14 protein-coding genes are annotated in these 13,276 nt (G+C 62.2%); 5 read left to right on the top strand and 9 right to left on the bottom strand.

Going from position 1 to position 13,276, the window contains the following annotated elements; all coding sequences use genetic code 11:
- Positions 1-83 precede the first annotated feature (83 nt).
- The 6 genes from hypD to trxA form a co-directional block, all read right to left on the bottom strand.
- Positions 84-1,196 carry a hydrogenase formation protein HypD gene (gene hypD, locus GPK42_RS06895; RefSeq protein ID WP_338404344.1) on the bottom strand — a complete coding sequence of 371 codons (1,113 nt, stop codon included), beginning with the start codon at positions 1,194-1,196 and terminating at the stop codon, positions 84-86.
- The gene (locus GPK42_RS06890) at positions 1,196-1,456 is read right to left on the bottom strand and encodes a HypC/HybG/HupF family hydrogenase formation chaperone (RefSeq protein ID WP_195239843.1); all 261 of its coding nucleotides are present in this window, start codon (positions 1,454-1,456) and stop codon (positions 1,196-1,198) included. The genes hypD and GPK42_RS06890 overlap by 1 nt, the downstream gene beginning before the upstream one ends.
- A 131-nt stretch (positions 1,457-1,587) precedes the next feature.
- On the bottom strand, positions 1,588-4,059 hold the full coding sequence (gene hypF, locus GPK42_RS06885) for a carbamoyltransferase HypF (RefSeq protein WP_215694452.1): 2,472 nt from the start codon (positions 4,057-4,059) through the stop codon (positions 1,588-1,590).
- 116 nt (positions 4,060-4,175) lie between these two features.
- Positions 4,176-4,688, bottom strand: coding sequence for a nickel-responsive transcriptional regulator NikR (gene nikR / locus GPK42_RS06880; protein WP_215694451.1), 513 nt, complete (start codon positions 4,686-4,688; stop codon positions 4,176-4,178).
- Between the two features lies 1 nt (position 4,689).
- Positions 4,690-4,938 carry a hypothetical protein gene (locus GPK42_RS06875; protein ID WP_006235225.1) on the bottom strand — a complete coding sequence of 83 codons (249 nt, stop codon included), beginning with the start codon at positions 4,936-4,938 and terminating at the stop codon, positions 4,690-4,692.
- 231 nt (positions 4,939-5,169) lie between these two features.
- Complete coding sequence (gene trxA, locus GPK42_RS06870; protein ID WP_022093990.1) at positions 5,170-5,490, bottom strand: thioredoxin; 321 nt, start codon at positions 5,488-5,490, stop codon at positions 5,170-5,172.
- Between the two features lie 136 nt (positions 5,491-5,626).
- Here trxA and GPK42_RS06865 point away from each other — a divergent pair, with 136 nt between their 5' ends.
- The gene (locus tag GPK42_RS06865; RefSeq protein WP_252200179.1) at positions 5,627-6,202 is read left to right on the top strand and encodes a hypothetical protein; all 576 of its coding nucleotides are present in this window, start codon (positions 5,627-5,629) and stop codon (positions 6,200-6,202) included.
- Positions 6,203-6,266: 64 nt separating this feature from the next.
- On the opposite strand, the gene GPK42_RS06860 is transcribed toward GPK42_RS06865, so the two are convergent.
- Both GPK42_RS06860 and GPK42_RS06855 read right to left on the bottom strand, forming a co-directional pair.
- Positions 6,267-7,544: a sensor histidine kinase gene (locus tag GPK42_RS06860; protein ID WP_215694447.1), complete on the bottom strand. Its 1,278-nt coding sequence runs from the start codon at positions 7,542-7,544 to the stop codon at positions 6,267-6,269.
- Entirely contained in the window at positions 7,544-8,266 is a 723-nt protein-coding gene (locus GPK42_RS06855; protein ID WP_215694445.1) for a LytR/AlgR family response regulator transcription factor, read from the bottom strand. Before GPK42_RS06855 ends, GPK42_RS06860 begins: the two co-directional genes overlap by 1 nt.
- 292 nt (positions 8,267-8,558) lie before the next feature.
- On the opposite strand from GPK42_RS06855, the gene nadA reads away from it, so the two are divergent.
- Genes nadA through GPK42_RS06835 form a run of 4 tightly spaced genes read left to right on the top strand, consistent with a single transcriptional unit; the run spans position 8,559 to position 12,425 of the window.
- The gene (gene nadA, locus GPK42_RS06850) at positions 8,559-9,584 is read left to right on the top strand and encodes a quinolinate synthase NadA (RefSeq protein ID WP_215694443.1); all 1,026 of its coding nucleotides are present in this window, start codon (positions 8,559-8,561) and stop codon (positions 9,582-9,584) included.
- Positions 9,585-9,612: 28 nt separating this feature from the next.
- Positions 9,613-11,016: an FAD-binding protein gene (locus GPK42_RS06845; RefSeq protein WP_215694441.1), complete on the top strand. Its 1,404-nt coding sequence runs from the start codon at positions 9,613-9,615 to the stop codon at positions 11,014-11,016.
- Positions 11,017-11,019: 3 nt separating this feature from the next.
- Entirely contained in the window at positions 11,020-11,880 is an 861-nt protein-coding gene (gene nadC, locus GPK42_RS06840) for a carboxylating nicotinate-nucleotide diphosphorylase (protein ID WP_215694439.1), read from the top strand.
- Positions 11,880-12,425 carry a transcription repressor NadR gene (locus tag GPK42_RS06835; RefSeq protein ID WP_195622180.1) on the top strand — a complete coding sequence of 182 codons (546 nt, stop codon included), beginning with the start codon at positions 11,880-11,882 and terminating at the stop codon, positions 12,423-12,425. The genes nadC and GPK42_RS06835 overlap by 1 nt, the downstream gene beginning before the upstream one ends.
- 239 nt (positions 12,426-12,664) lie before the next feature.
- Here GPK42_RS06835 and GPK42_RS06830 read toward each other — a convergent pair whose 3' ends face one another.
- Positions 12,665-12,916: an indolepyruvate ferredoxin oxidoreductase subunit alpha gene (locus GPK42_RS06830; RefSeq protein WP_158564522.1), complete on the bottom strand. Its 252-nt coding sequence runs from the start codon at positions 12,914-12,916 to the stop codon at positions 12,665-12,667.
- Positions 12,917-13,276 lie beyond the last annotated feature (360 nt).

Here is a 13,276-nt window from a genome sequence, read left to right as displayed (position 1 = left end):
TCGAAAACTCCAATCGTGGGTGGAATTATATGGGTGAGGCGCAGCGTCGACTGGTCCGCCGTTCGTTAGAACGGCGGAACCTATTAGCCTCGGTAGCGGAAATATGCTGCGCAGCTGCCCTCGGAGCTCACCATGCAGGGGCCGACGGGATGCTCGGGCGTACAAGCGTGGCCGAACAGGGGGCAGTCGCTCGGCGTAATGGCCCCGCGCAGCACGTCGCCGCAGCGGCACCCGCGTGGCTCGACCGTCGGCTCGATGGACACGTCAAAGCGCATGCTGGCATCAAAGTGCGAAAACTCGGGACGAATGGCGAGTCCCGAAGCCGCAATCGATCCCAGCCCGCGCCACGTGGTATCGCACGGCTCAAATACCTGCTCGACCAGCTGGCGCGCCACAGAATTGCCGTCGGCATTGACGCCGCGGCGGTAGGCGTTGTCGATCGCGGGTTGCCCCTCAACAACCATCTGGACCAGCATGCAGATACCCTGCAAGATGTCGACCGGCTCAAATCCCGTTACCACGCCTGGAGTCTTAAACTCGTCGACCAAAAAGCCAAAGGGGGCCAAGCCCGTGATGGTGGCGACGTGGCCCGGCAGGATAAAGCCGTCGATGGCGGTCTCGGGGTCGTTGGCGATGGCACGCAACGCCGGCGGCGTGGTCTTGTGGGCGCAATAGACCGAGAAGTTCAAAAGCCCGCGCGCCTCGGCCTCCAAGATGGCGGCGGCGATGGTGGGCGTCGTAGTCTCAAAGCCCACGCCCATAAAAATGACCGGGCGATCAGGGTTTTGCTCGGCAATGTCGAGCGCGTCGAGCGGGGAGTAGACGATGCGAATGTCACGCCCTGCCGCTTTTTGCGCAGCGAGCGAGGTGGATGATCCGGGCACGCGCATCATGTCGCCAAAGGTGGTGATGATGGCGCCGTCTATGTTGGCGAGCGCGATTGCGTGGTCGATGTCGCGGTTGGCGGTGACGCAGACGGGGCAGCCCGGGCCGCTCAGCAGCTTGAGCCCTGCCGGCATAATGGAGCGAAAGCCATAGCGCCCGATGCTCACGGTATGCGTGCCGCAGACTTCCATAAGGTTGATGGTGCGGTCGCCGACAAGCTCATGAATGCGCTCGATGAGCTCGCGAGCCAGCTTGGGATCGCGGAATGCCGAGAAATCGATACCGGAGCGAGCCGGCTGCTCGGGCGCCACTAGTAAGCCTCCGCCGGGTTGGTGGCCAGCTGGTCTTCTTCGACCAGCTCGGACATGGCATTAACAAGCTCGAGCGTTTCCTGTGCTTCCTGCTCGTCGACAATCTGGATGCCAAAGCCGGCGTGTACGAGAATATAGTCGCCAACCTGCGCCGTCGGCACGAGCCGCAGCGACACGGGGCGCTCGATGCCCATCATGTCGACGGTGGCCTTGAGGCCGTCGTCGCGTTTGACTACTTTACCGGGAACGGCAAGGCACATATTGTTCCCCTTGTATACGCTTTGCGCTGGATGAGCGCTCAATAATCCATCAGTTGATGGTAGCGCTCGCGGGGTTCGCGGGCAAACGCGTTACGCCTGTGAGACGGCGGCTTGCGGGCTGGCCGAACAGCCTATTGTGGCGCGACCTGTGCGAGGCGAGTGCGTGCGACTGCCGCCTGACCGTAGGCGATGCAGCCGTCGTTAACGGGCACGGTTTGGGGAATCAAGACCGTAAGGCCTGCGTCTTTAAGCTTGCGGGTGAGGAGCTGAAGCAAAAGTCGGTTCATGAACACGCCGCCCGAGAGTGCGACGGTATCGATGCCTTCGCGCGCGCAGATTTCGCGTGCGATTCGTGCCGAGGAGCGCGCGACGGCGACATGGAAATCGAGTGCGAGCCTGTCGGCGGGCGCTCCGGCTTCAATTCCTCCCAAAAGTGCCTCAAAGAGTGCTTTCTGGTCCAGAACATAGGGGCCGTCCAGCCACGATGGGTCAGATGCGGAATAGCCGGCGTTGTCGTCGGGAAAATGGGCGATTTCGCTGTCGAGCGCGCGCCAGGCGGCGGCTTCGAGCTCGATGGCGGGTTCGCCCTCGTAGGTTGCCTGGCCGCAAATGCCCAAAATCGCGGCTGCGGCATCAAACAGGCGACCCATGCTGCTAGTGCGCGGACTGTTGATGCCGCGCTCGATCATCGTTGCCGTTATGCTGCGCGTTTGCTCGTCAAGGCTGTTCAAGAGCCCCACAGCTCCCGGGTGCTCGAGCAGGCCGAGCTCACTGAGCAGGGCAAAGGCGTTGCGGCGGGCGTCGCGCACGGAGGCCGCCCCACCGGGGAGCGCCCAGGTGCGCAAATGCGCGGCGCGCTCAAAGCCGTCAAGGCCGGCAACAAGAAACTCGCCGCCCCAAATGGTCCCATCGGTGCCGGCGCCGGTGCCGTCAAAGGCGATGCCAAGGACGCGCGCGTCGGTTGTAAGCTGGCCAGCGGCGATAGCCTCAGCCATTACGCTCGCGATATGCGCATGATGGTGCTGCACCTCGACGAGCGGCAGATTGCATTTTCGCGCCTGCTCGCGCGCCCACTGGCCCGATAGATAGCTGGGGTGTAAATCGCAGGCCAAGGCGGCGGGCGCCAAATCAAAGAGATCTTCCAAGCGCGTGCGCGCGGTGTTCCAGGCATCGAAGGTCCCGCCGTTTTCAACATCGCCGATATGCTGCGACACAAAACAGGTCGCCTCGCCGTTCGTCCCTTCACGCGTGAGCGTAATCGTGGCCTTTTGTTGCGGCCCGCAGGCGAGTACGCAGGACGGAGCGCCGTCGAGCGCCGGCAACGGCAGCGGCTGGGGTGCATATCCACGAGCGCGGCGAACGGGCATAACGGCGCCGTCGACCACGCGCACCACGGAATCGTCATAGCGCGAGAGAATCGCTCGATCGTTGCCGAGCAGCGCGTCGGCAATGCCGGCGGCAACGAGGCGCTCCCAGGCAAGATCGTCATCGGTCTCGATGGGCTCTTCGCTCAGGTTGCCGCTGGTCATGACGAGCGCGTGCATACCGTGTGACGCGGCAGCTGCAAGCAGAAGATGCTGAAGCGGGGTGTAGGGGAGCATAACGCCAAGCTCGGGCAGGTCGCGCGCGACGGACGGTGCGAGTACGAGGGCGTCGGAAGAATCGCCGTCGTTCCCGCAGACAGCCCGCCGGCGCAGCAGCACGATGGGGCGGATACTGCCGGCGAGCAGATCGCGTTCAGCATCGTCGATATGGCACAGGCGCCCGGCATCGGCAAGACTGCGCACCATGACGGCAAGCGGCTTATTGCTGCGACGCTTGCGACGGCGCAGCTCGGCCACCGCCTGCTCGTTGGCAGCGTCACAGGATAGATGGAATCCGCCCAGGCCCTTGATGGCGACGATGCCACCGCTGGCCAGCAGCTCAACGCAGCGCTCGATGATAGCGTCGCTGGCCTCGCGTGTGGTGCCGACGGCCGGTGTCGCGGACGAATTCCCGCACGCATCGCCGTTCACAGCCTCGCGCCACGTAATATGCGGCCCGCAATCAAAGCAGGCATCGGGTTGCGCGTGAAAACGCCGGTCGAGTGGGTCGGCATACTCCGCGGCACACCTGGGACACATGGGAAAACAATCCATCGACGTGGCCGCTCGGTCATAAGGCAACGATCGGATGATGGTAAAGCGTGGCCCGCAGTTAGTGCAGTTGATAAAGGGGTAGTGATAGCGTCGGTCGGCGGGATCGAACAATTCGCGCAAGCAATCGTTGCAGGTGGCGATATCGGGCGAGACAAGCGTCGTGTGCGCGGTCTGGTCCTGCGATGCTACGATGCGAAAGCCCTGTTCGTTGGCGGCATCCCAACCGTTGGCTGCCAAGTCCACAACCTCGACATGCTCTACGCGGGCTGCCGCAGGCGCATGCTCAGAAAGCGCGGCAACAAAAGCATCGAGTGCATCGGCCGGAGCGTGCACCTCGATATGCACGCCGTCGCCCGCATTGAGCACCCATCCGCAAATGCCATGCGCCATGGCCTCGCGATACACAAACGGTCGCATGCCAACGCCCTGTACAATGCCCGTCACATGAATATGCACATGCCGCATGCGACACCCCTCATCAAAACCGACCAAAAAAGGACAGGTTTATTTTGGTAGGTAAAACGCTAAACCTGCCAAAACAAACCTGTCCCTTTTTGGCAGGTGCGCTGCGGGAAATTCCGCTACAGCCCCAGGCTCTGCTTGGTGGCGGCGCACGTGAGCTCGCCGTGCTTAACGCCGCGCAGGCCCAGCAGACGGTCGGCTAGTTCGTAGACGCGCTCGCCGCGACCCTTGAGCGCCAGAATCTCCAAGCAGTTGTGGTGATCCAAATGCACGTGCATCGTCGATACGATCTCGTCGGTGTAGTCGTGCTGCACCTCGTCCAGGCGGCGCGTCAGATCGCCGGTGTGATGGTCGTAGATCATGGTGAGCGACCCGATAACATGCTCATCGGGCGTGCGCATCTGCTCCTTGGCGATCGAGGCGCGAATCAGGTCGCGCACGGCCTCGGAGCGGTTGGCCACATCGCCGCGGCGCGCGATCTGCTCGTCAAAACGGCGCAGCAGGTCGTCGGGTGCGGTAACCGAAAAACGGACCAGCTCGGAGCCGGAGCCACTACAGCGGCAGCCCGCGTCACCGTCCGCCCCGTGCGGATGCTCGTGCTCGTACCCGCAGCAGTGCTCGTGTTCGGCCACCTTACACCAGCTTCACGGAGCCGACGGAGTTGTGGTCGGCCTCGATGGCCTCTTCGTAGCCCTCGAGTGCGTCGTGGGCCTCGTGCAGCGCAGCCATGGCGGCCTCGAGCTTGGCGCCGATGCGCTCCATGTCAAAATTCTCGGTCGCATGCAGCAGCTGATGGCTCCACTCGTGAGCGAGCTCGATGGTGTCGTCGACCTGCTTGACGCTCATGGCAAGCTGGCTCATGTTCATTCCAACATCATGCATGGGAAATCTCCTTTTGTATGGGGCAGTTCAGTGGTTCAGATTTTACTACGCCCGCTCTGCGCGCGGCTGCATAAGAAAACGGGTACGAGTCTGTGCGACCCGCACCCGTTCACTGGGGGCTGTTTGTGACTACCATACTATCCGTGGTTGCACTCGGTACATCCAGAAGTCCGGCGAGCGGTGCAAAAGCGCTCATGGACGGCAGACAGACGGCAACATGTAACAAGCGTATTACAGATGCTTCTCCAGCAGCGCCTGCAGCCTCGCCTTGGGCAGGGCGCCAACCGAGCGGTCAATCTCCTCGCCGTTCTTAAACACAATCAGCGTGGGGATGCTCATGACGCCATACTTCATGGCCAGGTCCTGGTTGTCATCGACGTTGCATTTGGCAACGGCAAGCTTGCCCGCCAGCTCATCGGCAACCTCGTCAACGATGGGCGAGAGGGATCGACAGGGCCCGCACCACGGTGCCCAAAAATCGACCAGCACGGGCAGGCTGTCGTTAACGATGGAATCGAAGTTCTCGGGGGTAATCTGATTAATGTCAGCCATGGTGACCTCCATAATGCGACGCGGTTCGGCCGCGTAAAACTCAGTACGACCGTGCTTATACCCAGCCGCCCGCAAAGCAACCACTCGCGGGCGGCTCTTTTATATAATGGTGGGCACGCAAACGATTGGAGAGCGCATGCCCACGTCACAAAGCCAGAAAAAAGAAGCCATCGCCCAGGCGACCGAGCAGGAGCTCGCATCGCTCGCGGGTCGTGGCGTGCGTATCGCGGGCAACGCGTGCTCGCCGATCGTGCTGGTCAAAGGCGATCTGGACGAGGCCGAGCGTTCGGGTGGCGAGCTTGCCGCCGGCCCGGATGGCGCGGCGTTGCGCAAGGCGCTTGGGGCCATCGGCTACGCGCCCGAGGATTTTTGCGTGCTGGCAAGCGTCGCTGGCGTGGGTGACGGAGCGGCCGCGGTGGGCGAGACTCTACCGTGCGAGCTGTTCCGCGAGGCGCTTGAGGCCTTGGACCCCGAGGCGGTGCTACTGCTCGACAACAACGCGGCCGATGTCATGCGCGAGACCTACGCCGACATGCTCGTGGCAATCGATGACTTCGACACCGCCATGCTCAAGCCCGGCTTGGTCGCCCATGTGCAGGGCCGCCGCGTACTCGCGCTCGATGGCTTTGAGGCGGCACTCACCGACAAGGCCGCTAAGCAGCGCATGTGGGCCTACATCAAGCAGCTGACTCCGGCGGCCGCTCCGCTGTAGCGGATTGGCACCGGTGAGCGATTGCCTGGCGGGCAAGACACGCCGCGAGATCGGCGCCGCACTTCTACATCACAGCGCGCAGCTCAAACCGATCGCCGTTAATGCGGAACTGACAGTTGCCGTTCATGCGCTCCACGGCGAGTTTGATGCTTCTGGTGCCAAAGCCGTGGCCCGCATGCCGGGTCACGGGCATGCCGTCGACCATGCGCGGCGCGCGGTCAAACGTATTGGAAACTAACAGCAGCAGCTGGCTGTCCTCTAATCGCAGGTCAAGGTCGACGAATCGCTTTCCTTGGGGTGCGGCGCTTGCGGCGGTGATAGCGTTTTCCAAGGCATTTGAGAGCACGCTAAACAGGTCGGCGTCGCCTACGTGGATGGTTTCGGGTACGGCGGCGCGCAGGTTGGCGGTAATGCCGTTTCTATTGATATCCGAGTTAAATGACGAAAGCGCGATGTTTACGGTCTCGTTGGCGCAGAAGCGGCGTACGGCGGTGCGATCGCCGGCTTCGCAGAGTTCATCGATGCGTTTGAGCGCCTCGTCGGTGTGGCCCTCCTCAATTAAAGCGGCCAGGCCGCGTAGGAAGTGGCGCATGTCGTGGCGCAGAATCGACAGCTCGCGCCCAGATTGACGCCAAGCCTCGAGCTCTTTGATGGCGGCGCTGTCGCGGGTCTCGAGCATCCAACGCTCTCGCTCGGCGGTTTCCTTTTCTTCGTATTCGCGCAGGTAAACGGCAAGAAACATAAGATAGAAGGCACAGAGCGCAAATGCCAAAAACTCAACCGTCACCACCGAGCCCGAGTGGAACAGCGTGGTGTAGACGTTGGTGGCATAGTCAAAGACGTAATAGACGAGCGGCAGGATTAAAAGGATGCCCAGCTCGGTGGTGCTTTTAATCGCCAAGCGCGGACCGATGTCGCCGGCCCAATGCAACAGGACGGCAAAGACGGCGAGTGTGGTCGCGATACGCGCCAGATAGTACGCGATCTGAGAATCGGTTGCGGCAAATGCGGCGATGCCCATCCAATTGCTGAACTGGCAGCTCAGATAGGCACTCGTAATGCCGAGCACGGCAAGCAGCGGGCTCAGGCGGTAGCGCGCGCACAAATAGATGATGAGCGGCAGATGCACGACGAGCGGATATACCTGGCGGGCGAAAAGCTCTCCGCCGACGGCATTGGCGATCGAAAAGGCAGCGCCGGTTACGGCACCGACCAACACCAGTTCAAGCGCATGACGCCGGTTGATCTCGACACCGCACAGCGCCGCCGAGGCAAAGACGCCAAAGAGCAGCGTCGTGGCGTGGTGGATTGCCCAAAGGACCATTTCGACCGAGGAGACCATCAGCGCCTCCCGCCCTCAAAGCGCGCCGCAAAGTAGGCGTCTTGGAATCCCTGCTTGCAGCTGCGCGAAAGCGGGATGCACGCGCCCGAGCGCATGACGATGTCCGTGCGGTCAAAGTGATCGATATTGCGCAGGTTGACCTGGTAGCTGCGGTGGCATTTAAAGAAGACCGCGTTTTGCTCCAAGCGGTCCTCGACGCTGCGGAACGACTCGAGTGCCTCGATATCGCGTCCGTCGCGCAGGTGGAAGACCACGTGCTTGTTGCGCGCCTCGGCATATTCGATGTCGGACAGGCGCAGGGCGTGGTAGCCAAAGGAAGTTTTGATCACGAGCTCGTCGGTTGCCGCCGGGCGCATGCTCGAAAGCTCGTCGAGTAATCTCGCCAGGCGTTCGTAAGTCACGGGCTTGAGCAGATAGTCGAAGGCGCGGACCTCGTAGGATTCCAGCGCGAACTCGGGCGACGAGGTGAGGAACACCAGGCGCACGGCGGTGTCGGCCTGGCGCAGTTCGCGTGCGGTGTCCATGCCGTTGACGAGCGGCATGATCATGTCGAGCAGAATGATGTCGGCGCGCGATGCGGCATGGCGGGCCAGCAGGTCCTCGCCGCGCGTGACGAGCGCAACATCGACCGCCGTGCCCGTCTCGGTCGACCAACGGTCGATCATCCGGTGCAGTCTATCTAGAAAAGCGACATCATCGTCGCAGGCAATAATCTTGAGCATTCGGCCCCCTTAAGTAGTTCGATTTTGCCACATCGGGCACGCGCCGCTTGCGGGGGTGCGGACCGTTTGCGCCCCACGGCGTGCAGCTCGCGCCAAGCGGTGTTGCGGTGGCGAAAGATGCCTCCTGCGCCATCGAGAGCTCAGCTATCCTCAGCTTGCCAGTTCGAAAATGGACCTGCCACATGATTGAATCTTTATTTCAACTTTACACCTAGGTTTACAGCTGTCTTGTCAGCTGTAAACCTAGGTGTCATACTAAAGCCCCAAGATTCGCCAAAAGAGAGGGGCCTTGATGGCACAGAGCGCGAACATGGATGCGTCGGAGCTTGCACGCGATATCGCGGCCGGCCTGGCATCGGCAACGACGGCAACGGAGCGTGCGGCACTGGTGCCCGCAGAGCTCGTCGAGGCCATTCAGCAACTAAAAACCCAACGTGACGCGGTGATCCTGGCGCACTATTACGTGGCGCCCGAGGTCCAAGCCGTTGCCGATTACGTCGGCGATAGCTTCTACCTGGCAAAGCTCGCCAAAAGCCTGCCGCAGCAGACCATCGTGTTGTGCGGCGTGGAGTTTATGGGCGAGAGCGCCAAGCTGCTCAATCCCACTAAGACCGTGCTGCTGCCCGAGCCGGGCGCGGACTGTCCCATGGCGCACATGGTCAAGCGCGAGACGGTCGACGCGGCGCGCGCCGAGTACGGCGACGACCTGGCCGTGGTGTGCTACGTCAACTCCACGGTCGAGATCAAGAGCTGGAGCGACGTGTGCGTCACCAGTTCCAACGCCGTTAAGATCGTGTCCGAGCTGCCGCAGCAGCATATTCTGTTCATTCCCGACCAAAACCTGGGACGCTTCGTAGCCGAGCAGGTGCCGCAAAAGCACGTCATCCTCAACAACGGCTACTGCCCGCGCCATCACATCATCACCGTCGAGCAGATCGTCGACGCGACGGAGGCCCACCCCGACGCGCTCGTGCTGGCGCACCCCGAGTGCAAGGCCGACGTCCTGGCCGAGGCCGACTACATCGGCTCCACCGCCGGCATCATCAAGTATGCCGAGGAGTCCGGCGCGAGCGAATTCATCATCGTGACGGTCCGCGGCGTGCTCTACGAGCTCGAGCGCCGCTGCCAGGGCACCGGCAAGAAGTTCTACTTCCCCGCGGTGCAGCCCACCTGCGTCAACATGGATCTCATCACGCTCGAGAAGCTCGTGCGCTGCCTGGAGACGGGCGAGGGCGAGGTGCAGATCGGCGTGTCGGACGAGGCTGCCGACCAGGCCAAGCTCACGCTCGACCGTATGCTCGAGTACGCAGCACGCTAGAACAATGTTGCATGAGGGACGGTCCCTTATGTCACATTCAAGGGAGAGGATTCCTGTGGAAACCAAGCAATACCCCGATATGGAGTGCGACGTCGTCATTGCCGGCTGCGGCGTGGCGGGTCTGTACGCGGCCCTCAATCTGCCGACGAGCACGCGCGTGATCATGCTCTCCAAGGGCGCGGTCGATGAGTGCGATTCGATGCTCGCGCAGGGCGGCATTTGCGTGCTGCCCGAAGGCTCGGACTACGATGCCTTCTTTGAGGACACCATACACGCCGGCCACTACGAGAACCGCCGCGAGAGCGTCGACATCATGATTCGCTCGAGCCGCTCGGTCATCAACGACCTGCTAGCGATGGGCGTGGATTTTGAGCGCAAGGCCGACGGCAGCCTCAATTTTACCCGCGAGGGCGCGCACAGCCGTCCGCGCATTGCCTTCCATGCCGACATTACGGGCAAGGAGATCACGACCAAGCTGCTCCAGGCCGTTCGCAAGCTGGACAACGTGCAGATTTTGGAGCACGCGGCCATGACCGACATCCTGACCGCCGAGCGCGATGGCGCCACGGTGTGCACCGGCGTCGTCGCCGTAGCCGTGGACGAGGACAACTCGGTTCGCCCCGCCGACGAGCTGGCAAATGCCGTTGAGGGCGTGCATGCCGGTAAGCCGTTTAAGATCCATGCCCGCCACACGCTGTGGGCGACGGGTGGCATTGGCGGCGTGTACGACCACTCGACCAACTACCCGCAGCTCACGGGCGACGCCTGCTACATCGCTCAGGAGCATGGCATTAAGATGGAGCACCTGGACTACGTGCAGATTCACCCCACGGGACTGTTCTCGCCGCAGCCGGGCCGCACCTTCCTGATCAGCGAGAGCTGCCGCGGCGAGGGCGCGATTTTGCTCAACGCCGCTGGTGAGCGCTTTACCGACGAGCTTCAGCCGCGCGATGTGGTCGCCGCCGCTATTCGCGAGCAGATGAAGCAGGACGGTACCGAGCACGAGTGGCTGAGTTTTGCCCCCGTCGAGCGCGATGTGGTGACCGGGCACTTTGCCAACATTCGCGCGCGCTGCCTGGAGGACAGCCGCGACATCTTGGACGAGCCCATCCCCGTTACGCCCACGCAGCACTACTTTATGGGCGGCGTGTGGGTCGACAAGGACGGCCGCACCTCGATGCCCGAGCTCTACGCCGCCGGCGAGACGGCCTGCAACGGCGTTCACGGCAAGAATCGCCTGGCTTCAAACAGCCTGCTCGAGGCGCTGGTCTGGGGTCGTCGCGCCGCGTGGTATATGCGTACCGGCGAGTCACTGGCCGTGGAGCAGGCAGGCGATCCCGCGCTCGATGGCCGTCATCGCGCCCTGGGCGCCGACACCCTGGCAATCGATGATTTGGCCCGTGCCGCCGGCACGCAGGCCGTGGAGGAATAGACCATGAATCCCATTACCATGAAGCTCGTCGTCGATGATCTGATTTTGCAGGCCCTGCGCGAGGACATTACCTTTGAGGACGTGAGCACGGCGAGCGTGTGCCCCACGGCGCGCCCCGCCACGGTGGAGCTTATCGCCAAAGCCGATGGCATCATCGCCGGCCTAGACGTGTTCTCCCGCACCTTTGAGCTGCTGGATCCGCAGAGCTCCGTGTTGTTCGATGTCTCGGATGGCGACGAGGTGCACGCCGGCGACCATGTGGGTCAGGTGCGCGGCGACGCGCGCGTGTTGCTTTCGGGCGAGCGCGTGGCGCTCAACTACCTGCAGCGCATGAGCGGCATCGCTACTTACACGCATCGGATGGCGGCTGCGCTCGAGGGTACCAAGACCGTGCTTGTCGACACGCGCAAGACCACGCCGGGCATGCGCGTCTTCGAGAAGGCCGCGGTCGAGATCGGCGGCGGCAGCAACCACCGTTACAACCTGTCGACGGCTGTCATGCTCAAGGACAACCACATCGACGCCGCCGGTGGTGTGACGCGTGCGATCGAGATGGCGCGCGCCCATGCATCGTTTACCACGACGGTCGAGATCGAGTGCGAGAACCTGGACATGGTGCGCGAGGCCGTGGAGGCCGGTGCCGATATCATCATGTTCGACAACATGACCCACGACGACATGGCTGACGCGATTGAGCTTATCGCCGGCCGCGCCAAGACCGAGTGCTCGGGCAACGTGGATGCCAGCAATATCCGCGCGCTTGCCGACCTGGGCGTTGACTTTATTAGCTCGGGTGCCCTGACGCACTCCGCGCCGATTCTCGACCTCTCGCTTAAGCACCTGCGTCTGCTGGACGGTAAATAATGAACGCCCGCGAGCGTCGCCGTGCCATCATGGCCGTGCTCGAGCGAGCCAAGGGACCCGTATCGGGCAGCGCGCTTGCCCACGAGGTGGGTGTGAGCCGCCAGGTCGTGGTGCAGGACATCGCCCTGCTGCGCGCCGATGGGCACGATATCGTGGCGACCAATCGCGGCTACGTGCTGCAGGAGGCCGCGAGTAGCCCCGCCGTGCCCACGCGTCTTGTTAAGGTGCGCCACAGTGTGGAGCAGGCGGGCGACGAGCTCACGAGTATCGTCGACGCGGGTGGCGCCGTGCTCAACGTGATCGTCAACCATCGTGTGTACGGCAAGATCACGGCCGACCTGGACATCCGCAACCGTCGCGATGTTGAGCGCTATCTGCGCGATATCGAGAGCGGCAAGAGTTTCCCGCTACTAACGGTGACGAGCGGCTATCACTTCCATCGCATCGCGGCGGAGGACGAGCAAACCCTCGACGAGATCGAGGCTATGCTCAAGGAGAAAGGCTACCTTGCAGACCTGATGCCCTACGAAGACGATCTCTCTTAGCCGACGCTGCAAACGCCCCATTTGGACAATCTGGCCTTCAATCGTCGGTCGCGTACCAGAGTACGCTTCCCTCCTCTTTCAGGCCACCTTGCCTCAAATGGGGCGTTTTCGCTGGCGCGAGTTCAACCAACGGCGGTGCCAAATTAGTTATCCGCACAAAAAAAGGAGGCCTCCGCGGCGATGCGGAAGCCTCCTTTTTTGTGCACGGTGTACTTTTGAGTGTGCAAGTGGGGGAGTTGTTACTCCTCGACGATCTCGGTGATCGCGCCAGCGGGGCAAGCGTCCTGGCAAGCGCCACAGGCGACGCAGGAGTCCTCGTCAGCGACGGTAGCGACGTCCTGGAGCTCCAGAACGCCAGCGGGGCAGGAGTCGACGCAAACGCCACAAGCGATGCACTCGTCGGCATCAATTACGGGATGAGCCATGGTAGTTTCCTCTCTGTTGACCGACGCTACAGGCGATGCGCGCCGGTTTGATTCGGGCAAAAACATACCACGGGAGCGACCGTTTGCAATACCCTCTGGCTGGCATCTTCATACCGTTCGCCGAGTATGCCAAGGTTTACTAAAAAACGCGCAGGTGGGGCCGTTGAGCTGCATAAATGTTAGCTAAAGGTGACTTGAAATATAGGGCGATTGAGCGTGCTTGCGGAAACCGCATCCCATTATTTTGTCGAAAAACAGGTTGCAGTTTCCGGTTAGGCCCGCTAGCGGAAAATGCGAGCCGGTATCAGCTCTCAAAACGGGATACGGTTTCCGGTTGAGCCTTCAGACGGAAACTGCGACCCGGAATCCACGATCAAACCGGGATGAGCTTTCCGCAAGACGGCCCCCAGGCACCCCCGGACGCAA

This window comes from Collinsella aerofaciens, from assembly GCF_018785265.1.
GTDB lineage: Bacteria > Actinomycetota > Coriobacteriia > Coriobacteriales > Coriobacteriaceae > Collinsella > Collinsella aerofaciens_AI.
Note: the sequence above shows the minus strand (reverse complement) of the source record. Positions and strands in the feature narration are given on the sequence as shown.

Bases quoted from the DNA above. Each gene is read 5' to 3' on its own strand.
- GPK42_RS06845 (WP_215694441.1), top strand. From the start codon at position 9,613: ATGTCACATTCAAGGGAGAGGATTCCTGTGGAAACCAAGCAATACCCC.
- GPK42_RS06865 (WP_252200179.1), top strand. From the start codon at position 5,627: ATGCCCACGTCACAAAGCCAGAAAAAAGAAGCCATCGCCCAGGCGACC.
- nadC (WP_215694439.1), top strand. From the start codon at position 11,020: ATGAATCCCATTACCATGAAGCTCGTCGTCGATGATCTGATTTTGCAG.
- GPK42_RS06860 (WP_215694447.1), bottom strand. From the start codon at position 7,544: ATGGTCTCCTCGGTCGAAATGGTCCTTTGGGCAATCCACCACGCCACG.
- GPK42_RS06830 (WP_158564522.1), bottom strand. From the start codon at position 12,916: ATGTTTTTGCCCGAATCAAACCGGCGCGCATCGCCTGTAGCGTCGGTC.
- nadA (WP_215694443.1), top strand. From the start codon at position 8,559: ATGGCACAGAGCGCGAACATGGATGCGTCGGAGCTTGCACGCGATATC.
- GPK42_RS06875 (WP_006235225.1), bottom strand. From the start codon at position 4,938: ATGCATGATGTTGGAATGAACATGAGCCAGCTTGCCATGAGCGTCAAG.
- GPK42_RS06855 (WP_215694445.1), bottom strand. From the start codon at position 8,266: ATGCTCAAGATTATTGCCTGCGACGATGATGTCGCTTTTCTAGATAGA.
- GPK42_RS06890 (WP_195239843.1), bottom strand. From the start codon at position 1,456: ATGTGCCTTGCCGTTCCCGGTAAAGTAGTCAAACGCGACGACGGCCTC.
- GPK42_RS06835 (WP_195622180.1), top strand. From the start codon at position 11,880: ATGAACGCCCGCGAGCGTCGCCGTGCCATCATGGCCGTGCTCGAGCGA.
- hypF (WP_215694452.1), bottom strand. From the start codon at position 4,059: ATGCGGCATGTGCATATTCATGTGACGGGCATTGTACAGGGCGTTGGC.
- trxA (WP_022093990.1), bottom strand. From the start codon at position 5,490: ATGGCTGACATTAATCAGATTACCCCCGAGAACTTCGATTCCATCGTT.